General features: G+C 37.1%; 16 protein-coding genes and 1 pseudogene. 7 read left to right on the top strand and 10 right to left on the bottom strand.

Going from position 1 to position 22,922, the window contains the following annotated elements; translation table 11 throughout:
• Positions 1 to 198: 198 nt before the first annotated feature.
• The 5 genes and pseudogenes from BLR53_RS06815 to BLR53_RS06800 form a co-directional block, all read right to left on the bottom strand.
• Entirely contained in the window at positions 199 to 939 is a 741-nt protein-coding gene (locus BLR53_RS06815; RefSeq protein ID WP_074588280.1) for an AbiV family abortive infection protein, read from the bottom strand.
• A gap of 43 nt (positions 940 to 982) precedes the next feature.
• Positions 983 to 1,600 (bottom strand): hypothetical protein, encoded by a 618-nt coding sequence (locus BLR53_RS06810; RefSeq protein WP_244889460.1) that lies wholly within the window; start codon positions 1,598 to 1,600, stop codon positions 983 to 985.
• 30 nt (positions 1,601 to 1,630) lie between these two features.
• Positions 1,631 to 1,792: pseudogene (locus tag BLR53_RS20300) on the bottom strand (HNH endonuclease); the annotation flags it as partial.
• Between the two features lie 55 nt (positions 1,793 to 1,847).
• Positions 1,848 to 2,345 (bottom strand): hypothetical protein, encoded by a 498-nt coding sequence (locus BLR53_RS06805; protein ID WP_143007838.1) that lies wholly within the window; start codon positions 2,343 to 2,345, stop codon positions 1,848 to 1,850.
• A gap of 19 nt (positions 2,346 to 2,364) precedes the next feature.
• On the bottom strand, positions 2,365 to 2,742 hold the full coding sequence (locus tag BLR53_RS06800) for a hypothetical protein (RefSeq protein ID WP_143007837.1): 378 nt from the start codon (positions 2,740 to 2,742) through the stop codon (positions 2,365 to 2,367).
• Between the two features lie 172 nt (positions 2,743 to 2,914).
• Between BLR53_RS06800 and BLR53_RS06795 the strand changes: the two genes are divergently transcribed.
• The 7 genes from BLR53_RS06795 (at position 2,915) to BLR53_RS06765 (ending at position 14,318) form a co-directional block, all read left to right on the top strand.
• A complete protein-coding gene (locus BLR53_RS06795; protein WP_074588264.1) occupies positions 2,915 to 3,925 on the top strand; it encodes a helix-turn-helix transcriptional regulator in 1,011 nt (336 codons plus the stop codon).
• Positions 3,926 to 4,013: 88 nt separating this feature from the next.
• Entirely contained in the window at positions 4,014 to 7,238 is a 3,225-nt protein-coding gene (hsdR, locus tag BLR53_RS06790; protein WP_074588259.1) for a type I restriction-modification system endonuclease, read from the top strand.
• A gap of 71 nt (positions 7,239 to 7,309) precedes the next feature.
• Entirely contained in the window at positions 7,310 to 8,770 is a 1,461-nt protein-coding gene (locus BLR53_RS06785) for a class I SAM-dependent DNA methyltransferase (protein ID WP_074588253.1), read from the top strand.
• Complete coding sequence (locus BLR53_RS06780) at positions 8,770 to 9,984, top strand: restriction endonuclease subunit S (protein WP_074588248.1); 1,215 nt, start codon at positions 8,770 to 8,772, stop codon at positions 9,982 to 9,984. The genes BLR53_RS06785 and BLR53_RS06780 overlap by 1 nt, the downstream gene beginning before the upstream one ends.
• A 138-nt stretch (positions 9,985 to 10,122) precedes the next feature.
• The gene (locus BLR53_RS06775; RefSeq protein WP_074588244.1) at positions 10,123 to 10,746 is read left to right on the top strand and encodes a hypothetical protein; all 624 of its coding nucleotides are present in this window, start codon (positions 10,123 to 10,125) and stop codon (positions 10,744 to 10,746) included.
• A 28-nt stretch (positions 10,747 to 10,774) separates the two neighbouring features.
• Positions 10,775 to 13,006, top strand: coding sequence for an AAA family ATPase (locus BLR53_RS06770; RefSeq protein ID WP_074588239.1), 2,232 nt, complete (start codon positions 10,775 to 10,777; stop codon positions 13,004 to 13,006).
• The gene (locus BLR53_RS06765; RefSeq protein WP_074588236.1) at positions 12,987 to 14,318 is read left to right on the top strand and encodes an McrC family protein; all 1,332 of its coding nucleotides are present in this window, start codon (positions 12,987 to 12,989) and stop codon (positions 14,316 to 14,318) included. Before BLR53_RS06770 ends, BLR53_RS06765 begins: the two co-directional genes overlap by 20 nt.
• Before the next feature lie 305 nt (positions 14,319 to 14,623).
• Here the strand turns inward: BLR53_RS06765 and BLR53_RS06760 are convergent, their stop codons facing one another.
• The 5 genes from BLR53_RS06760 to dinB form a co-directional block, all read right to left on the bottom strand.
• Positions 14,624 to 15,355, bottom strand: coding sequence for a hypothetical protein (locus BLR53_RS06760; RefSeq protein WP_074588233.1), 732 nt, complete (start codon positions 15,353 to 15,355; stop codon positions 14,624 to 14,626).
• Between the two features lie 164 nt (positions 15,356 to 15,519).
• The gene (locus BLR53_RS06755; RefSeq protein ID WP_074588230.1) at positions 15,520 to 16,323 is read right to left on the bottom strand and encodes a TIGR02391 family protein; all 804 of its coding nucleotides are present in this window, start codon (positions 16,321 to 16,323) and stop codon (positions 15,520 to 15,522) included.
• A gap of 148 nt (positions 16,324 to 16,471) precedes the next feature.
• Complete coding sequence (locus BLR53_RS06750; RefSeq protein ID WP_074588227.1) at positions 16,472 to 17,644, bottom strand: hypothetical protein; 1,173 nt, start codon at positions 17,642 to 17,644, stop codon at positions 16,472 to 16,474.
• A 654-nt stretch (positions 17,645 to 18,298) separates the two neighbouring features.
• Entirely contained in the window at positions 18,299 to 21,247 is a 2,949-nt protein-coding gene (locus BLR53_RS06745) for a DNA polymerase III subunit alpha (RefSeq protein ID WP_074588225.1), read from the bottom strand.
• Positions 21,248 to 21,251: 4 nt separating this feature from the next.
• Positions 21,252 to 22,409: a DNA polymerase IV gene (gene dinB, locus BLR53_RS06740; RefSeq protein ID WP_074588222.1), complete on the bottom strand. Its 1,158-nt coding sequence runs from the start codon at positions 22,407 to 22,409 to the stop codon at positions 21,252 to 21,254.
• Positions 22,410 to 22,922 lie beyond the last annotated feature (513 nt).

The following is a 22,922-nucleotide window of genomic DNA, read 5'->3' as shown; positions in this document are numbered from 1 at the left end:
CTTATAAAAAAAGTTGACTTTAGAGAGCAATACAATTAGGTTACATACCATTGGTTATTATCATTGTTATGTAATTTGGAATCTCATACTCTCCAAAAACGCTAAAAATAAAGGTTTCAATCTTGACCTTATTATTGATTCTCTTGCTACTTTCGTTGCCGATCTACCTATAGAGTACATTTAAACACAACGTTTCCTTTATTCAGTCTCTATAGTTCCATCGACCGCCCCCATATCTGACTTCTGCTGGCCGGTGATGCTGCTATAAATTTTCCGAAATCTATCTTCCGTAATGTGTTTACCATCCAGTAATGCTTTATAATACGAAATCAGATCCTTATAATAAGATTTTCCATCCTCATAAGTAGCATGCTGAGCATAAACCTTCAATGCCTCCTCAGTCCATAGGATTCCATCATCATGTACAATAGTCCTTGCAAGCCGACAATAAAATTTAGCTACATCAAGATTAGTGATCTCCGAAGGTAACCACCAAACGCAGCCCTTTTTATCAGGATTATTTACCGCTTCAGTATAGAAACAAATCTGCTTCAATTGATCCAGAAAATTTACGCTATCACCTTTTGGAGAGGTGAATTCGGCTATCAATTCAGGATCATTTATTTCCATTTGCTTTAATAATGGAAACATCCAGTAAAAATTCTTTGATTTATGATTTCTTAGGCCTTTCCATATCTTTGAAGCCATCTGTTTGGATAATAATAATTCCTTTATTTTCTCCACCTTGCCGTATTCCTCAATAGCCAAAACTGACAGTGAAACAGCACGGGGATAGCGTTTATTATTCATTAAAATTTCAGCATCTTCCAACAGCTCTTTTGAATTTTGAATAGCTATTGAAATACCATCAGCAGCCTCCTTACTGGTAATGGCTGTAATAAACTGGTTTTTTAAGGGCAGTGGTGTAGCAAATTTCATAGTAAAGGTTAAAGATTAATAGCATGTATCCCAGTTAAACACCTCAAGTCGAGCCTTTGGAGTTCATAAACTCGCAGGCAAAATCAACATCTTCAAATGCATTTATCGGAATCATCTTTTTATATTCATGGCTTAAATAATTATTTACATTAGCCAAATAAGCATCATAGTTTAAATGCCAGTTTTTGTGTGTAGGAATTAGAAAAGCATGACCAAAAATATTCATTTCATAAAATTCGTAAGCATCAATCCGCTCCAGCTGATAAGGGCCGAAATTTAATCTGGGTGCTATAAATTCTTCCTCAACATAAGCCAGCACAGGTAATTTTGGAACAAGATAAAACACCGGATAATCACCCAAATCGTATCTGGCAAATTCCCGAATAAAATTAAACCGATCGCCCATGCCCATACCCAGCTGCCTTTGTAATTCCTCTAAAAAAACCTTAAATAAACCACGCTTAAATTGCCTTGCGATCATCTGTTGAAATCCAGGCCGGATCGAATAAATTTGTTTCAGAGAAAATGTTCTGTTTTCTACATTTAATTTAAAAAAATTGGACTTAAACCTGGCATAATGATTTGACCGTTTCTTTTGATTTGTAAACACCATATTCCTTGTCAATTCAAACGCTTCACGAAGAATAACCTCAATTGCCATTTTATTAAAGCCAGGGCTGCCGAAATAATGATTACAGGTATCACAAACCTCCTTACATAAAAATTTACCACCAAGCGATTGGGGAATGGTATGCGCCTTTTTTAAAAAGCTAAGTTTAGAAGTTTCAGCATCCAAGCTGCACCATAGACAAGTTATTTTATCATTCGATTGTATTTCAAGAGCATCATTCATACTTATTATTCTTTAGACCAATATTATGGATTTTTCCTTATAGATATCAAATCACCTATTGCAACAAAGCCTTCCTTCTTTCAATCTCTGCTTTTAAGCTCTGGAACCATTCCTGATACACTTTCGGTTCATAAATCATTTGTTCCTTCGTGTCTTTATTCACAGATCTCCAATATCCATTTGAACTCGTCTCAGCGCCTTCATACAAAGTAATTTTCACTTCAGATAAGTCCTTATTGATTGCTTCTACATAAAACATCGCTTTTGAAGTATTGGCATCTTTGGATGTACCCACCCAAAACCGTTGCATTGCAGCATTCTTGTTTTCTATACGTTTACTCGCATTAATCAGGCCTGTTTCTTTGTCTGCACGCTCCACCATATAACTTTCAGACTGTAGTAAGCTAATAATTGATTTAAAAACTAAATCCTGATTGGATTCCATTTGCTTAGTGGTCATCATTTTGACTTCTGTTGGGGATTTGGTAATCATTTGGGTAGCACAAGAACTTAACAAGGCTACGCTAAATAGTAAAGTAAATACTTTCTTCATTTTATATAATTTTAAAGGGTTAATATGCGGTGGATACAACAGAATAATCTGCGACAACATCATTTTCATCAAATGTGATGATCAGATCAAAAGACCTACTGCTACTGCTTTGACTGGCACGCTGTCCAGAAAAGAAATCTGTAGAACCGGCTTTGTTTTCTACAGACATTTTATTGTAGCTCCAAACTTCTCTGTTTGATTTGTTTTTAGACACTAAGTTCGGAGACCCAAACAATTTCAAAACTTCATCCTGCATAGTTTGCCCTTTAATTACTTGGCTTTTGACCACACCCATGGTCAGGTTACTTTTTTGTGCATTTCCTTGAGCACCATATTTGTAGCTGGTACAGGATGAAAACGACAGGAATAAAAATCCCAGTAGTACGTGTTTGTTCATAATATATATTTTAGAAATCATAATCAGTTTATAGCAGGCAACCAGTTGTGGTGATGGTGCATAACGAAACAAAGTAAAACACGACCTGTGCACCCTATGTGCACAGTACATTAATAACTATGCACATACAGTGCACAGAAACGATTATCTTCGTCTGTTAAACCCATACAATATGGCTACGAATAAACATGCAATCATCCGTTACGAAGCGCTGGACAGATGTTTTTCCAATAAAGGGCGAAAATTCTTTATAGAGGAGCTCATCTCCTACGTTGCCAATATGATCACAGAATATACAGGTTCAGAAGCTTCTATCTCCCGTAGACAGCTGTTTAAGGATATGGATTTCATGCGTAGTGAAGCCGGCTTTAGAGCCCCTATAATCGCCATTAAAGAAGGAAAGAAAGCCTATTATAAATACGAAGACCCCAAGTATTCAATAGGAATGCAACAGATCAATCCCGTAGAAGCAGAACTCTTAAAAAATGCCATCGAAGTCCTAGGGCGGTTTAAGGGAATTGCTCAATTTGATTTCATACCAGAGCTTTCCTTAAAATTAAAAAAAACATTTCACCTCGAGGACCTCGAAAATATAATCTTTTTTGACTATAACGAATACCTAAAAAACCTTGATTATTTGGGGCAATTACTCAAAGCCATCCAGGATAAAGATGTACTAAACATTACCTACCGCTCATTCAATCAAGATCAGGAAGAAAACTTTATCCTCCATCCTTTCTTTCTGAAACAATACAACAATCGCTGGTTTCTTTTTGGACAAAGATCAGACTATAGCAGTTTGACCAACTTGGCAATAGACCGGATTATTTCTTTCTCGAAATCCTATCATCATGAATACCAACTCTTTCTTGTTGACCCTGAGGAGTACTTTGAAGATCTGATAGGTGTAAGTAAACCCATAGGTGCCCAGGCCCAACTTATCCAGATTAAGATCAACAAATCCCTTTGGCCCTATATTGAATCCAAACCTATTCACTCTTCCCAAAAGATTATAGCTAAAGAGGCTAATTATGCGGTGATCCAATTGGACATTATACCCAACTATGAGTTTTATGCGCTTCTCCTAGGCTTAGGTTCTGCAGTAGAGATCTTAAATCCCAAAGCTATCAGATTAGAATTCAAAGCTCAGTTAACCTCTTCCTTGGACAATTATACTCCATAGATATACAAGAAAACAATTCAAACATTATCAGACGGCTAACCCCCTTTTTTCACTATCTTGGTAGCATCTGAAACAATGAACTTAACGCATGTCTGAAACCAACTTTCTATTTTTTGAAGAAGAATATCCATTATTATATAACCTTGCAAAAGCTGCAGAATACAACCTTTACCAAGATCCAGGAACTGCTCTTTTCAAATTAAGACAATATGGTGAATACATGACCGAGCAGATCTTCGATACCTATGGAATGGAATTCCCAGAAAAGAACACCTTCCAAAATCGAATTTTTGTTTTAAGTAACCAAAGCATCCTGCCTACAAATGTCAATGATTACTTCACTATATTAAGACACAAAGGAAACCATGCCGTACATAATTTCAAAGGAACTACAGAAGAAGCAACAGCTTCCCTCTTTGCTGCCTTTAAATTAGGTAAATGGTTCTATGAATCCTACTCTGTTAAAAACCAAGATATAACGGGTTTTAAATTCCATAAACCAGAAAACCTGGATACCCATCATGCTTTACATACCCTGGAACTGGAAAATCAGCAGCTAAAACAGGAGTATGAAAAGCTATTGAACCAGCATAAAACAGTAAGCCAAGAGCAACGACAGATCTATACGGAAAGAGCTAAAAGGTCGGCCTCCAAATTAGAAATGAACGAAGCTCAAACGCGTGTACTGATCGATGAGCAACTGCGTAAAGCAGGATGGGAATGTGATTCTATCCATTTCAATTACAAGACGAATAAAACACTACCACAGAAAGGAAAAAATATAGCCATTGCGGAATGGCCTTGCGGTTCCAAATGGGCAGACTACGCACTCTTTATTGGTGAAGAACTATATGGAATTGTAGAAGCCAAACGCTATGCACAAGATATTTCCAGTAATTTAGATCAATCAAAATTATATGCAGAAAATATCCAGGAGTCGCTACATTTCAACACACTTGGTCAGTGGAATAAATACAGTGCTCCTTTTCTATTTGCGACAAATGGCAGGTCCTATATTGAGCAGCTAAAAAGTAAAAGTGGCGTATGGTTTTTGGATGTGCGTGACCCCTTCAATAAAGCCAAAGCACTACATAATTTCTATTCCCCAGAAGGGTTAGAAGAACTGTTGCAAAGAAATATTAAAGAAGCCAACCAGAAACTTTCGGATAGCGATTATAGTTATTTAGCTTCTTCTAATGGCCTGAATCTACGTTATTACCAGATTGATGCCATTAAATCAGTAGAAGAAAAAATCCAGCAGGAAAATCAAGAGGATAAATCTGCCCTATTGGTCATGGCCACTGGTACAGGAAAAACCAGAACCATCGGTGGACTAATTTATCGTTTGATAAAATCGAACCGTTTCCGACGCATATTGTTCCTGACTGATCGTACCTTACTGGCCGAACAAGCTAGAGACAGTATATCTGATAATAAAATAGAAAACCTACAGTCTTTCGCCTCAATTTACAAAATTGCCAATCTGGACTTAAAACGTCCGGACTATGAGACAAGGCTTCAATTTGCTACAGTACAAAGTATGGTAAATCGTGTATTTAACTCAGAGCAACCTTTACCTGTCGACAGCTTTGATTGTATTGTTGTAGATGAAGCGCACCGTGGTTATATTTTAGACCGTGAATTTGTAGAAGATGATCTTGAATTCCGTAATCAGGAAGACTATATCGGTCAGTACAAAAAACTGCTTTATTATTTTGATGCCTGGAAAATCGGCCTTACCGCCACACCTGCATTGCATACTTCACAAATCTTCGGAGAGCCTGTCCACTCTTACTCTTACCGAGAGGCAGTGATAGACGGCTTCCTGACAGATCATGAACCTCCTTATACCATTAAAACTGAACTCAACGAAAATGGTATACATTGGGAACAAGGCGAATCGCTTTCTGTATATGATCCGGAAACCAATTCCATTGAGGAACTGGCAAACATTGAGGATGATATTCATATCGATGTTGATCAATTTAACAAGAATGTCTTAACACCTTCCTTTAACCAAACCGTACTTGCTCAGCTGGTCAAAGAACTTGATCCAGATGGTGATGAGAAAACACTGATATTTGCAGCTCGTGATTCCCATGCTGATGATGTGGTCCGTATTTTATACGAAGAATTCGGGAAAATTGGAATAGATGTCCATCAGGATGCCATCAAGAAGATAACAGGAAGCATCAAAGATCCGGCTGGCGAAACCAAAAAATTCAAAAACGAGAAATACCCGAACATTGTAGTTACTGTAGACCTCTTAACTACGGGTATAGATGTACCCACAATTTGCAATCTGGTTTTCTTACGGGCTGTAAAATCCAGAATTTTGTATGAGCAAATGATTGGTCGTGCGACGCGTCTTTGTGAGGATATTGGCAAAGAGAGTTTTAAAATCTACGATGCGGTACATCTTTACAAGGCCATGAAAGATAAAACGCAGATGATTGCCGTTTCCAATCCTGCAGTTTCTTTTAAACAACTGGCGCAGGATTTACAACAAATAAGCAGCGAAGAGCAATTCGATCGCTTTAAGGAGCAATTAATAGCTAAATTACAAAGCAAGAAAAGCAAGATAAAAGGTGATGACCTAGACCGTTTTACCTTTCTTGGAGACAGCAGCAATCCAGAGGAATTAATCCATTCCATAAAAAGCCTATCTATGAATGAAGTCAAATCTTTAATTCATGATACAGCAGATCTATGGCCTTTCCTAGACGAAAATAAAAAGGCAAATTATAAGATTTTGATTTCTAATCATCAGGATAATTTTATAGTAATGGAGCGTGGTTACGGCTATGGCAAAAAACCTGAGGACTATATCGAAAGCTTCAAAAATTTCATTCAGACCAATAAGAATGAAATCGCTGCGCTTGAAATCATATGCACTAAACCTGCAGATTTGGACCGCAAATCCCTGAAAGAGCTAAAATTGCTATTAGATAGTAAAGGATTTAATGAAACTACCTTAAATGCAGCCTGGAGAGAAAAAAACATGGTCGATACATCCGCAGATATCATTGCATATATCCGAACATTGGCATTAAATACTGAACTGGTCACACCAGCGCAAAGAGTCAGAAACGCAATCATCAAGATTAAAGTCCTCAAGCCCTGGAATAAAACTCAGCTTAAATGGATAGAACGTTTTGAAAAACAACTTTTAGCCGAAACCATATTAACCAGGCAAGATCTGGATCTCCAACCCTTTTTAAGTGAGGGTGGATTTAACAGACTAAATCATATTTTCGAGGATGATCTTGATAATCTGATACATCAGTTGAACGGTTATCTTTTCACGGCATAATCCCATTTTAAAACCGCATTTTTACCCGATGAATAGCCACAGGCTAATAATTAAATACGATTGAACAATATATGAGCGCACAAGAAATAGCCAATAAACTCTGGAACCTTTGTAATGTATTACGTGATGACGGAGTAACCTATCACCAATATCTGAACGAACTGACTTATATTTTATTTCTGAAACTTTCGGAAGTAAAGGATTTCAAGGACCAGATTCCTGAAGAATATCAGTGGCAGGTATTTGTGAATGAAACAGATAACATTGTCAACTTTGATCGTTATCGCGAATTTTTGGCCACAGTAAGTACCAAAACAAACAGCGAAAGTATTCAGGAAATATACACCAACGCTTCCACTACATTGACCAAACCGGTTAACTTCAATACTATTGTCAAAGCCATCGACAAATTGGATTGGTACGAGGAGAATGATCGCGATGTAATGGGTGATATCTATGAAACACTCCTGGAGAAAAATGCAGGCGAAAAGAAATCTGGTGCCGGCCAGTATTTCACCCCCCGCCCACTGATCAATGTGATGGTGGATCTAGCAGTTCCAAAACTTGGCGAACGTTGGAATGACCCTGCTTGTGGTACATTCGGTTTCATGATTGCTGCAGATCACTACCTCAAAGAGAAACATGATAATTATTATGCGATTAATGACAAGGATAGAACATTTCAAATCAAAGAGGCATTCTCTGGTGTTGAACTCGTTGGTGATGCACAGCGTTTAGCAGTGATGAATGCGCAGTTGCATGGTATGGAGAGTAAAATTACCTTAGGTGATACGCTTACGGAAGCAGGAAAACTCATTAAAAATCTGGATGGTGTATTGGCCAATCCTCCTTTTGGAACAAAAAAAGGTGGAGAACGACCAACTCGTGACGATTTAACATACCTATCGAGCAATAAGCAACTGAACTTCTTACAGCATATTTACCGTTCACTGAAGAAAGATGGTAAAGCCAGAGCTGCAGTGGTATTACCCGACAACGTACTTTTCGAAGATGGTGACGGTCAAAAGATTCGCCGAGACCTGATGGAGAAATGTAACCTGCATACCATACTGCGTTTACCTACAGGTATTTTCTATGCTGCAGGGGTTAAAACGAATGTATTGTTCTTTACACGAGGTAAATCAGAAGAAGCAAACACCAAGAAAGTATGGTTCTACGATATGCGTACCAATATGCCTAGTTATGGTGTACGTACTCCATTTACCGAAAAAGCCTTTGAAGATTTCATTACGGCATATACCGGTGGTATAGATTCTGAGCATGTGATGCATGATTTTGATGGTATCATTGATCATGAGAAGAGAACAACTATAAAAGACGAGCGCTGGCAATGTATTTCGCGGGAGGCTATCGAAGCAAAAAACAACTCCTTAGATTTAGGGTTAATTGCAGACAGCTCTTTAACCAATTCGAAAGACCTAGGCGAACCAATCGACATTGCAAACGAAGCTCTGGCTGAGCTGAAAGCAATCCAAACAGAATTAGAGAACTTAATTAAGGAGTTAAGCTAATGGAAAAGGTATTGCCAAAGGGGTGGGTGGAAACGACGTTAGGTGAAATTGCAGAATGGGGTTCTGGAGGTACACCGAATAGAGCAATAGCGGATTACTATAATGGAACTATTCCTTGGGTAAAAACAGGTGATCTCAACGATGGATTAATAACACATTCTAATGAATTTATTACAGAACTAGGGTTACAAAAATCAAGTGCCAAAATATTTCCTAAAGGATCAGTCGTTTTAGCAATGTATGGTGCAACAATTGGAAAAACCGGAATATTGGATTTTGACTCATCCACTAATCAAGCATGTGCTGTTGCAAAGACATTCTTTAACATGAATAAATTTCTTTTCCTTTTTTTAAAGTCAGAAAAAGAAACATTTATAGAAAAAGGAAAAGGAGGAGCACAACCGAATATTTCTCAGACCGTAATAAAAACGCATAAAATCGCTCTTCCTCCTTTAGCCGAGCAAGAACGTATAGTTGCGAAGTTGGACAAACACTTTGCAAAGGTTGATAAAATTAAGTTACGAATTTCAAATCTGAACAAACTTAAAATTAAATTTTTCGAATCTTTATTCTATAGTAAAGCTACTATAACCATTCTTGGACAATTTCTTGTTGAAAGAAAAAGCAAAGTTGGTGAATCATATAATAATTTTAAAAAAATAGGAGTTTCCGCCAAAGAAGGTATAATTGACTTATCAACGGGCACAAAAGAGAATTTTGAAAATTATAAAATTGTAGAAAAGGGAGATTTTATTTATAATACAATGAGAATTAATATTGGTTCTATTGCCATTTATGAAGGCATCGAACCAGCAATTACAAGTCCTGATTATGTTGTTTTTTCAGCAAAAAATATTTCAAAATACTTATTATTGGCATATCTAAAAAGCGAATCTGGCATAAAAAACATATCATCAGTAACTACAGGAAGTGTTAGATCTAGATTGTATTTTAAGAACTTGGCTACAATACCTTTTCCTGATTTAGATCAAGATAAACATATTTTAGCAGAAAAAATATTATCATGGTTCGATATAAACCTATCCAAACTAGGTAAATTTCAAGAGATTTATTTTGAGCCTATAAAAAACTCTTTACTATATAAAGCCTTCAAAGGAGAATTAGTGCCCCAATTACCTACAGACGGCGATGCTAAGGATTTTTTGGCGAAGATTATGACGTTAAAGAATGAGGTAAAAGGAAAGAAGAAATAGCACGATATAATGAAACCTAATCTATTTTACCAATCCATCATTATTGTTCTAATTTGCCTATTTAGTGTATTAGTTCTATCACTACTTGTATTCAAAGAATCATATTGGACGATCTTTGATTTCACTAATGATGATAAGATGAAAATTTCAACTACTGTTAATGCTTTGGCCACACCAGTAATTTCGCTGATATCCGTAGTACTGTTATATTTAACATTATCAAAGCAAATAGAATCTAATTATTTCCAGAAGAAAGCAAAAAACCTCGATTTAATCCTTGTTATGTATAATCAATTACAGGTGGAGTATGGAAATTTCACGTACAATAAAAAGGGACAACGAGCTCAAGTCGGAGTTACTACACATTATGAAGATAGATTTCACGGATTTGATGCGCTTTTTGAGAATTTGCAATCTATCAGAAAGAAGCCTGAAAAATTTGGTCCTTCCTATCAAAGTGATAAAATTGTGGGGCTGATTCATACATTTGATTTAGTTCAGAAGCTTATTCTTAATATGGATTTAGAAAAAGATGCGCAGAATGAGTTAGGCGCAAAAATGAAAAATTTCTATCAAACGAGCTTTAGACCAACGTTTTTAGATATAGCTTTTCATGTTCGAAACAACACCAATATTAATTCAAAAATATTAATAGATTTTGTGACGAACCAGGAGCAAAAAGAAAATCCTGCATTTGATATCAATACCTTCAAAAGTATAGGTGAATTGTTCAAGGATCATTACAACAATAATTTAGATTAAAGTTTCAAAAACATCTTAAGTTTCACCAATGACTGATCATAGATACCAATTAATAAAAGATTTCCAAACAGAATGGCCATATGAGCGAATCAAGAACCTTTCTTTACAAGAATACACGAATCTTAATAAAGATTCTTTCTGCTATTGGCTAGAGTCTAAATCCACTGATTTAGGCAGTATTTGGGGTGGTTCTGCTTTTAAGTTTGGGGTATATGAAAAAGAACAAAAAGATAATACATATAATTCGAGAGGTCGATTAAGTGATAGCGAATATGCTTGGTATGCTAAGTATGGGAATTCAAAAGAAGAAGCCTTTGAAAAAGTAAAGTCTCTTCTTATCCAGGTTTTAGATGCTGCAAGAAATCAAAAGTATGATGAAATCGATCGGATTGACTTGGGGGACACCATCAAATGGAAACTAGCCTACATATATAGTGATAATCAAATCCTCAATGTCTTCAACAAAATCAAATTGGTTGAAATATGTAAAACTTTGGAAATCCCTATAGAAAAGAAGGAGACATTTTTTTCTCTACAGGACAAAATATTAAAAACTAAACCAGTCGATCAAGATTATTTTGCATTCGGCGATCAATTCTGGCAAGAAATTAAGCCTTCGAAAGTTCTACTGGAAACCTTAGAGCTCATCAAGACTAACTTACGCCCCTATTTTCAAATACTAGATTTTCTAATCAACGAACTCGACATTCAACCGGATTCTGAAAAGGTTTACTTCAATTACGAGAAGTCAAATCAACTTATCTTTGGGATAGGGCAACGGTATATATTTAACCTAACAACAAAAGGTTTTCGATACATCAGTAAAACTCCAATATCATCAAATTATGAAGCATTTGATAGTTCTCCTGAGGCTTATCTAAATAAAACAACTAGTTTGGGTAACAAAGAAGATATTTCTGCTGCCATTATAGCATCAGTAATGGAGCTTTTGCCTGCAACAATTAAAAGTGGTTTCCTTAAACACAACAAGCTGGACTTCAAAGAAATGGTCTTTAACAGAACATTTAGAGAAAAAGTTCTTGAACAAATCAATGCACCAATAGAGGATGATTCCCAAAGCAATGAAAATATGAACCATCCTCTCAATCAAATCCTCTTTGGTCCTCCAGGAACCGGTAAGACCTATAATAGTATAGATAAAGCTGTACAAATAACTACTAACTTATCTGGGAGTCACACAGAAAATAAAATTGTATTTGATCGTCTTCGCAAAGAAGGACAAATCGAGTTTGTCACCTTTCATCAAGGATATTCTTATGAGGAATTTATGGTCGGCATTAAACCCAATACGGATACAGAGCAATTGACCTTTAGACCTCACAAAGGTATATTTTATCGGCTTGTAGAAAAAGCTAAAGCTAATTATAAGGCATTTAAAAACAACCAGCAAGAAGTTAAAACTTTTGATGAAATCTTTGAAGAATTGGTCAGTCCGCTAACTAATGGCGAGGTCATTGAAATCCCAATGCGTTCGGGGAATATATTTAAAATAACCGATGTTGAAAATGGCACCATACGATTCAAGAAACCCAATGGATCAGATACACATACACTTAGTGTAGAAACCTTAAAAGCTATTGTTGAAGGACGCAGGGAGTTCAATTCCGGATTGGGCACTTATTATAAGCCTTTAGTACAACTGATAGATCAATACCAACAGCCTGTTGCCGCTGAAACTCCACTAAAAAACTATGTGATCATTATTGATGAAATTAATCGTGCTAACATATCAAAGGTATTTGGTGAACTTATTACTCTTTTAGAAGACGATAAGCGAATGGATGCGGATAACTCGTTAAGCCTAACCTTACCCAACGGAGAACCTGACTTTACTATTCCGCCAAATGTATACATTATTGGTACCATGAACACCGCCGATAAATCTATTGCATTAGTAGATATTGCGCTACGACGTCGCTTTGAATTTGAAGGCTTTTATCCAGATTATAAAGTATTGCCTAAACTTTCATCGAGTATACTTCAAAAAATTAATGAAGCCATATACAATAGGAAGAAAACAGCGGATTTTCTTATAGGTCACGGGTATTTCATGAAAAATGAAACATTAGGGACGATTTTATTAAAAAAAGTTATCCCATTACTAATGGAATACTTCTCTGGAAGGACAGATGAAATACGAGACATTTTAAAATTTGCAAGTATAGAGGCTGTGTTTAATACAACAAGTTACGTTTGGAATATTGTTTCAATTCAAGCCAATGAAGCCACAGGAACCTAATTTTGAATTTGGCCAATCTTTTAAAATATCTTCCAGGCATAAGCTGGAAGAATATCTGGATGCTATTTGGCTATCAAGCTATATTGATACTAATACTGTTGCTGCCGCCCCTTTGAATCGAAAGCAAAGATTCTTAAGCTTCGACGGTAATAGCGCCAGAGCAAGAAATTTTATTGGCTTTATTCAAGGAGAAATGGATTATATTGAGATTTACCCTAAAGTATTCCGTGAGGCACAAATGGATAAATCAGAGATCTTAAGACATCTCTTTTTTTGGTTCAATTACTGCCGAAAATGGAAATTCCCATTTAGTAATGTAAACTTGGCCAGTTTACCTGATATGGATCTGCCAGAATTAATCATAAGCTTGATTGCAAATCAAATTCATCAAGTCGTATCAACAAATCCTATTTCACTCTATCAAGATCTTGAAGAGGCCATGACGATGCCAAAAGGAACGCTGAATTTTAGCCGCTATCTTTCCAACAGTATTGCTAATGGAAACTTTCACGTCCTAGAATGCGATCATCAACCACTGGATTATGATAATCGGTTAAATCGCTGCATCAAATACGTTACTAGAATATTAGCATCTAAAGCTCAATATAGCGAAACACGGCAAAAACTGGATGATATTCTTTTCATCTTAGATGATGTAGAAGAACAGGTATGTCATGCTGGCATGTTGAACAATATTCCGATAAGCCCCTTTTTTATAGAATATCATACAACAATCGGGCTATGTCAACTGGTATTAGAAAGTCAACTATATAGCCATTCCTTCAATGAAGCAAAACACTGGTCGCTTCTACTTCCAATGGAATATGTATTCGAAGATTTCATTGCAGGATTTCTTGAACGTCATTTTTCCGATGATTGGCACGTAAAGTACCAAAAGTCAGATATGTATTTAACAGACGATGACATCTTCAAAATGCAACATGACATTTTCTTGGTATCAAAAAAAGATGATAAGATTAAAGTTATTGTGGATACCAAATATAAACTGCGTGGAGATTTTAAAAATGACAAAAAAAAAGGGATTGCACAGAGTGACCTTTACCAAATGACCTCATATGCTTACAAGAGAGGTTGTAACCAAGTGTTATTGTTATATCCAAATCAGTCAGATACTCTACAAGAGCCGGACATCTTTCACATTTCAAATTTCAATTCTACTCAAACAATCAAAGTAACTGCTGCAGAAGTTCCCTTTTGGTCCAAAAATGGACACCATAACGTTGAGCAAAACGTACTTAGAACATTTTCTAAATTATTCAATAACTATCACAATCTTTATTTAACCAAATAAATTTAATAATACTATATATAAACTGGAGATTCCGTTAACACAAACCATTTGATTCCGTACTTTTTTGATCAGCATTATTATTTATGAGAATTATATAATAATTGGGATTATTAATCCTTTAAAGGCATATTGTGGGTGATCAAATTTTCACGGAATAGCTTGTCTTGGTATTTCGGAATGAGGTGATCAGCGGATTCAGAATCTCCAATCAATGTCTTAAACCAGCTGTTTATAAGGCCCCCTTCTTTCTATCGTCATATTCCAGGGTTTTGAAAGAAGGCTAAAATAGTCATTTTCATTGCTTATTATTTTACCTGGCTTAAATAGTCAAGAACTTGTTTTGCGTTTTTCGTTACAAATTTCACTTGGTTATCTGTTACACTTTCTCCGTGTATTGCATAGTTACAAATTGATAGTATTTCTTTTAATATACCATAAAAGTTATTGTCAATAATTTCAAATTTTGTTAGGTCTTGAATAATTTTCATTATTGATTGATGCTTAAATCTTGCATCTAATTCACCATTTTCAAATCGTTGTTCCCAAATTCGTCTTAGTTGGGTTTCAACATTGTAGCGAACTTTAAACATTTGGAGATTGTCGTCAGGCACATCAATTCTACTTGCTAAGTGGCTGCCAAGTGTTACACCATGTTCTTTTAGTTTAGCGTTTACAATCCTATTAATTTCGTGTTCAAGTTCCGGTAGTTTGTTGTCAGGCGGTGGTGGACCGTATCCCTGAAACGTGTTTGTCACGGACTGTGTTTGATTGTTACGAATTTCATTTTTTATGTCCCCAAGTTTTATACTAATGTCTTGCTTTAAATCTTCAATTTCTTTTTTGAGTTTAATTCCAAAAAACTCTATTTCCGAAAAAATAGGAACAAGTGTCAAGGCAACAAAAATTAAAAATACGAATACGTCTGCTGGAAGAGATTGTCCAGAAGTAATTGCGTCAAAACGCTTATACATTATTGTTCCAGTCAAACCTAGAAGTCCAACCCACCAAATAATTTTAAACCAGTTCGGAAGTTTCATAATTGTCGTCTGTTTCGTTTTTAGGGTTGCTTGTAACGGTTTCGGGCTTTGCGTTCGGGCGTGTTAGGGAGAACAAAGTTTCAATTTATTCTAAAGTTTATTAAAAGCACAAGCTCCAAGTTTGCATGTCAGCCTTGCTGACGCAAAATTCGTGTTATGCCTTGTTATTTCAATCCGGTTTTAAATGTTTTGTCCAGTTTGTTTTGAATAATTGTTGCAACAACAAGTACTTCTGTCATCTCTGTCAACTGCGTATCTTCTAAAATTTTTGGGTCATGTGCTTTAGGATTCCTGTACATGCTGAAAAAGCCTTTTACAAAATTTCCAAAACCTTTATGCTCACTCTCATCACTGTCAGATTGCAAAGTGTTAAATGCAAGCATCGGTTTTTTATCTTTCCCCAATCCAAAACATTCATCAACCAATTCCGCACCATCTGATGAATAGCCACTTTTTTGGCGAAGTTTTTCTGCGACACTTTTTGTTATTTCAAGAATTGCATGAAAATAATTTTCGTTTAACCATTCAGATTCACAATAAGGCAAAATATCTAGATGAATTCCTATTCCATGAACACGTTCCTTAACACGCATTGACCTTCTTTTTGCTTCTGATATAGTTTTTGCTTTATCAACGATTTTAGGTTGTCCTGTTTTATCTATTTCTATTCCTTCATAGAGAAGTTTTTCGTTGATTGCTGTTCTATGCCGTTCAAACTCCTCTTCGCTGTCGTACCGTTTCGGGTTGATTATTTTTATTACAAAGCCTAACACATTATTTGCACATTTGTCCTGCTTCTGTCGAGCAGTCAATGTGTGATATATTCTGTCTGGCTTATTTGTTCCTTCACCTGTGTCTACAAGCCCTGAATTTTGAAACTGCTCATTGATCTGCTTATGTGTCAAAATCTGCTCTCCAATTATCTTTGATAAGCTTCTTAAGGTATTTTGGTCAAAACTGTTCGTCATAGAGTGTGGTCAAATATAATGAGGCATAATGTTTTCGGGCTTTGCGTTAGGGCGGGTTTCGGAACACAAAGCTACAATTTATTACTAAAGTTCATTATAAGCACAAAGTTCCAAGTTCGCTCGTCAGCCAGCCTGACGCAAACCGGTGTTAGGCGTAGTTTTTTATGTCGAATTCCATCATGTTCAAGTATTTGTCAAGAGTCAAGTTACCATTTGCCTTGTTAACTGCCGCTTCTATAGGTATTGTCGCAGAGGCAAGAACTTTTCTGTTGTTGTCAACAATGCTTATTTTAGTTTTTATAAAATTATCTTTGACAAATTTGTCATCGTAAATTGCGCATGATAATTGATCTAAACATTGCGAAGCATGAATTAAAGAAGATTTCACATCATGATCGATTTTCCCTTTTACATTTAAACAAAATATCTCGCCTTCTTCTTCATTTGATACAAATTCAAAGCCTACAATTTGCATATTATGGATGATATGAACGAGTGATGACTCGAATCGAATATTCATATTTTCAGTACCGCCCAATTCGGTCACTATTTCTTCAATATAGTTTAAGTCGGTCAATACTTGACCAAATCTAATTACTCGATAAATATCTTGAGTCCAATGAACGATTTTATACAAATCGTCATATGACAACGTGTGCGATTGCCTCGTGTTTCTTCCGTATTCAACCACAATATCATCCTTGTTAATGGTAAAGGATTTGTGTGCAGCTATATTTCTCCACTGATTTGTTGAGATTGAAAAAAAAGGGTCTTCTAAAAACAGAATTGCGTCGCTTTTCACTTGATTTGGGAAGTCTTTAATTACTTTCCCAAAGTCGGCTCCTGAATTATCAGGAATATTTCCATCTAAATTAAAGTTAACAAGTTTGTCTAGCAATTTGAAACGAGGTTTAAAGGCTCCCTCCAAGGTTTCGTCTATAACCTTGAAGTAGTAACTTATTTTATCTCTTTCTGAAAATTCTTTCTCGTCTGGCTGCGTCAAGACATTTGTCATCCACTTCATGTCAGTATTTGAAATGTCGTCAAATGAATCTGCCAAGACTTTAATGATTCGTTGCTTATCGGAGCCAATACAATTTTTATAAAGATAAAACGTCCACTCAAACAGCTTGAAATAATCGGGTTTAGTGCAGAATCTTATGTAATTTACAATTTCAGTTCTTAGAATCTCCCTGTTCTTTTCAAGAAGAGATTCATCTAAGAAATACTTACCTAATTTAAATTTTAATAACGCATTCCAATCCTCTACCGAAAAGTCAGTAGAAAAATGTAAGTCCTCATATATTTCATCTCGTTTCAAGTCTTCTTAAAATTAAGCATAACTTATATATAGCTCTGACGCTGTCAGGCCTATCCACCCAAATCTGGCCGTATAGATCTAATAGGTTTAGATCCTGTCAATAAATCAAATCTAAAAATAAATCCTGTAACATTAAGTGGAGATTCCGTTAATACAGACCATTTGATTCCGCACTTTTTTGATCAGCATTATTATTTATGAGAATTATATAATAATTGGGATTATTAATCCTTTAAACGCATATTGTTGGTGGTCAAATTTTCACGGAATAGCTTGTCTTGGTATTTCGGAATGAGGTGATCAGCGAATGCAGAATCTCTAATATAGGTAAAGTAACACCCCATTGATTTATCGATGCCAAAAGATGCTCTGATATTGAGGCTGTTCTTTTACTTGGTGACCCAACTAGCCTCGAATCAGCGATCAAAAGATTACCATACTTCCAGAAAATGGGATATAAATAGATTGTGGATTGAATGATTATTCTTACATTAGTCTTGAGAGCGTTAATTTAAGGGGTTACGACCGGTATGGTCGTGCCCCTGTCTTTTTTTAATAATTCTTGGATTGTTGAGCCCTTCTTTTTCGAATATACTCTTCGATGGTATTTTCGATATTAATAGAAATTAAGTTCCATTATTCAAATTTCACAGTTCAATCCATCACTGGATTACCCTGTATCTCTAATTTCGCAAACTTCTGTACTTCGATACTTGGAAAGCCAAAATCCTCAACCACCTTACCCTGAATTAGATAACAACCCGTACCCCGAAATGGATAAACAGGCGTACTGTTCGGGAAATGCGTAGTATCAAAGAAATTTCCTTCTGCATCTAAAAATGTCCCAAACCACATTTTCTTATTGTTCTTGGTATGCACCGTCTTCTCACATACATACAAGCCCACCATCCTCACCGTCTGCCCCACATATTTGATCAGCTCCTTAGTCCGGATCTCTCCCCGATATGCCGTCTTTAATAGATCAAACATGGAAAGGGTTAAAGGAAAACCCAAAAGCTCCAACTCATGATAAGCATCCTCCAGTTTGGTGTTCACCAGCTCAGGCATCACGTAATGTTTCGTCTGCACTTGAAACAACTCTGCATGATTGGAAGGCTTAGCCTTCTGCCCCAGCATGGTATGCACCTCCCATAACAAAGCCTTTTTACTCTTACCCGTAAACCTCAAGGCGCCGCACCTAATCAGTATAATTACCTGTTCCAAACTGATTTCAGTTCGTCTTACAAAATCCTCCAGATCCAGATAATCCCCGTTTAGAATGCGTTCTTCAGGAATCAGTTCCATCAGCTTATTATCCAAAGCCTGCATGCCCACAAACCCTAAATACACGTCGGTCCCATTAATGGAAACCACCGTACTGCTATGATTTACACAAGGTAAATGCACATTTGCCCCTGTCCTTTTCAGCTCATGCACATACAGCCAGCGGGTATAAAAGCCTCCATAATTGTTCAGCACCCCCACCATAAACTCAATGGGGTAATATGTTTTTAAATACAAACTCTGATAACTTTCCACTGCAAAACTTGCAGAATGTGCTTTAGAAAAACTGTATCCAGCAAAACTCGACACCTGCCGCCAGACTTCGGTAGTCACCTGTTCCGGTCTGCCCAAAACTTTTGAGCCTTCATGAAACTTCTCCACCAAACGGTCAAATTCCACACGGGAACGGTATTTCCCACTCATTCCCCTTCTTAAAATATCCGCATCGGCACCATCCATCCCGCCATAATGTATACAGACCTTGATCACATCTTCCTGATAGACCATTACCCCAAAAGTTTCCTTTAGTTGCTCTTCCATGACCGGATGTAAATATTTCACAAGATCCGGACTATGAAAATTCTGGATATAGGTCTTCATCATCCCAGACTGTGCCACACCCGGCCGAATAATGGAACTTGCCGCCACCAGTGTTAAATAATTATCACAGACCAATTTTGTCAAAAGTTGCCGCATGGCTGGGGACTCAATGTAAAAGCAACCGATCGTATTACCGGTCTTTAACCGCTCATTCAGGTTGGAATCTTTCATAAACTTACGCACCTGGTGGATGTCAATGGTCTTCCCTTGGTTCTGTTCTACAAGCTTAACGGCTTCCTTGATGTGCCCAATTCCACGTTGTGATAAAATATCATATTTATCATAACCGATACTCTCGGCCTCATACATATCCCATTGTACCGTGGGCATACCTTTAGGTGGCAGATCCAATGCCGTATAATAAGTAATAGGCTCCTCTGAGATCAATACTCCACCTGCATGGATGCTCCTTTGGTTCGGCATTTTACCCATTAGCTCATAAATAGTCATGATCTTTTTAAAGGTATTGTTATCCCGATTGACCGCAGCAAGGCTAGGATCGGTAAAACCATCAATTTCAGATTTGGGCAAGCCCATCACCTTACCAATCTCCCGAATAATGGAACGGTCTTTAAAAGTGGACATCGTACCTAATAAGGCCGTATGTTCCCGACCATAGCGCTTAAAAATATAATCTTGTACATCTTCCCGTTCATCCCAACTGTAATCAATGTCAAAATCCGGCGGACTTGAACGCTCTGCATTTAAAAAGCGTTCAAAATACAGATCTAACTCTATAGGATCCACATCGGTAATCCGCAGACAATACGCCACAATGCTGTTTGCACCTGAGCCCCTACCCACATGGTAATAGCCCCGCCTCATGGAATATTGGATGATGTCATTGGTGATCAAAAAGTATGCACAAAAATTCAGATCTACGATAACCTTCAATTCCTTTTTAAGCCGTTTGATTGCCTCCCTATTTTTAGGGCCATAACGGTACAACATCCCCTCCATCGCCAGCTTTTCAAGGAGCGCTTTATCATCCTTGGTATTTCCGGTGAAAGTCTTACGATTCAATTTTACCTTTCCGTCAGGATAGTCCATCTCGCAGCTGTCCATGAGTTTGCGCGTATTGTCCAGGATAAAGGCATATTTCACAAATTTGGCTTCCAGTTCCCCTGGTTTTAAGAACAGGTCTATTTCTTTGCACTTGTCTTCCGGCTCTACCATAGTGATCAGCGTATTCAGGTCAATGCCCCTCAGGTATTCATGCAAACGGTAACCTATCTTACTGGCCACAAATACTGGCTGGAGCACCACAAGTTTCTCTGGGCGTTGGAACTCCTTATTGTAAAATTGGTGCAGTTCATCAAACCTGACTCCGATATATTCATTTGATTTCAACGCTTTCAGTTCCAGCTTATGAGTAAATGGATAAACAACGTATGCATTTTGAAATGCCCAGGGCGTATCTGGCAATTCCTTTTGTTCAAGATTATGGTAGCTGAGAAAATCATTCAGTTCTTTCATCCCTTCCCTGTTCCTGGCGACACCAATATACAGTAGTTTCTTATCCCTTCTAAATTCCATTCCACCAATGGGCTTGATCTTTTGCTTACGGCATTCCCGCATAAATTCCATGACACCAGTAGAATTGTTGATGTCTGTGATCACCATTTGGGTGACTCCACGTGCCTTAGCCTCCTCTACCAGTGTTTTAATAGACATGGTGCCGTAGCGCAAACTATATTGAGAATGGACATTGATATACATGGCTTTATAATTTGATATCCATTACCGCAGCCCTGGTTACTGCAGCTTGCCCGAAACGTCTACGGATCTTATCCAATGCCTGAACTAAACTATATTGCTCCTGAGATTCGCTATATAAATCAATCTGTTCAAAACCTGTGACCAAGTTGCTCAACCTTACCCCCACCAGCCTCAGCAGCATCCGGCGGTTGTACATTTTTTTAAACAGGTCCTTTGCTGTTGCAATCAATACACTGTCCAGTGAAGTATAGCCGATAGCCATCTGTTTGGTTTCCGTCTCAAAGTTGGCGTAACGGATCGTAACCGTCATACAGGCCGTTAACTTCTTTTTCTCTCTTAACTGGAAGGCTACATCCATGACCTGTGCAACCAGCAAGTTACCTATCATTTCAATATCGATGGAATCGGCATGGAAGGTACATTGGGTACCTATTGATTTTTGTTCTGTATAAGGAATAACCGGGCTATTGTCAATTCCCTGTGCCTTTTGAAGCAATGACAAGCCAGATTTACCCAACAAAAAGCTCATTTGGTCGGGATGGATCTGGGAAAGGGTGTAGATTTTCTTAATGCCCATGTCGCTGAGCTTGACAAAAGTCTTTTCTCCCAGGCCAGGAATTTTACGAATTGATAATGGGTTTAAAAATGGCTGCACTTCCTTTTGCGCGATATTCAATTCTCCATCTGGCTTACATTCATTAGTCGCCATTTTAGACACGGTCTTATTGACCGACAAACCGAAGGAAATCGGCAATCCCATTTCCCTAATCACGGTTTGTTTTAGCTCATGAGCATACTGAAGGGTACTATGAAAACGATCCATTCCGGTCATGTCAATGTAGTGTTCATCAATGCTGGCTTTCTCAATCAGCGGAACCCGTTCCCTGAGAATTTCAGTGATTTCATTTGAAGCTTTTGAATATTCATCCATGTTACCTTTTAAAAAGATGGCATGTGGGCAAAGCATTTTTGCCATTCGTGATGACATTGCCGAATGCACGCCATACTTTCTGGCTTCATAGCTGCAAGAAGCAACTACTCCTCGATCTGAGGTTCCGCCAATAATGACAGGCTTGCCGACCAATGATGCATTTTTCTTGACTTCGACGGACACAAAAAAGGAATCCTGATCCATGTGTATGATCTGCTTTTCTGTTGACATGATGTTGAATTAGGTAATCACAAATTTATACTAAAATTTTTAGTATAAACTAATAAAAACTAATTTTATTGGTAATTAATTTCTGATATGGAATATTACACTAAAAATATTAGCCAATTGCTTTTTAGCACAATGTCTGGTATCTTAGCTTAACTGGAGATTTCAAATTTTAATCCTGAACATTGATGGGCATTGCTCTTCAATTAGTATTATCATCCTTTAAAAATTACAACATGCACATGGAAGACTAGACAGAACTATGTCAAAGTGAAGTTAATGACTAGATAAAACAATTCGATTGCCCCCTGTCTGGAGATTCCGTTAACACAGACCATTTGATTCCGTACTTTTTTGATCAGCATTATTATTTATGAGAATTATATAATAATTGGGATTATTAATCCTTTAAAGGCATATTGTGGGTGGTCAAATTTTCACGGAATAGCTTGTCTTGGTATTTCGGAATGAGGTGATCAGCGGATACAGAATCTCCACTTACAGCTGAGAGTAAGT

Source organism: Pedobacter antarcticus (genome assembly GCF_900103515.1).
Classification (GTDB): domain Bacteria; phylum Bacteroidota; class Bacteroidia; order Sphingobacteriales; family Sphingobacteriaceae; genus Pedobacter; species Pedobacter antarcticus.
Note: the sequence above shows the minus strand (reverse complement) of the source record. Positions and strands in the feature narration are given on the sequence as shown.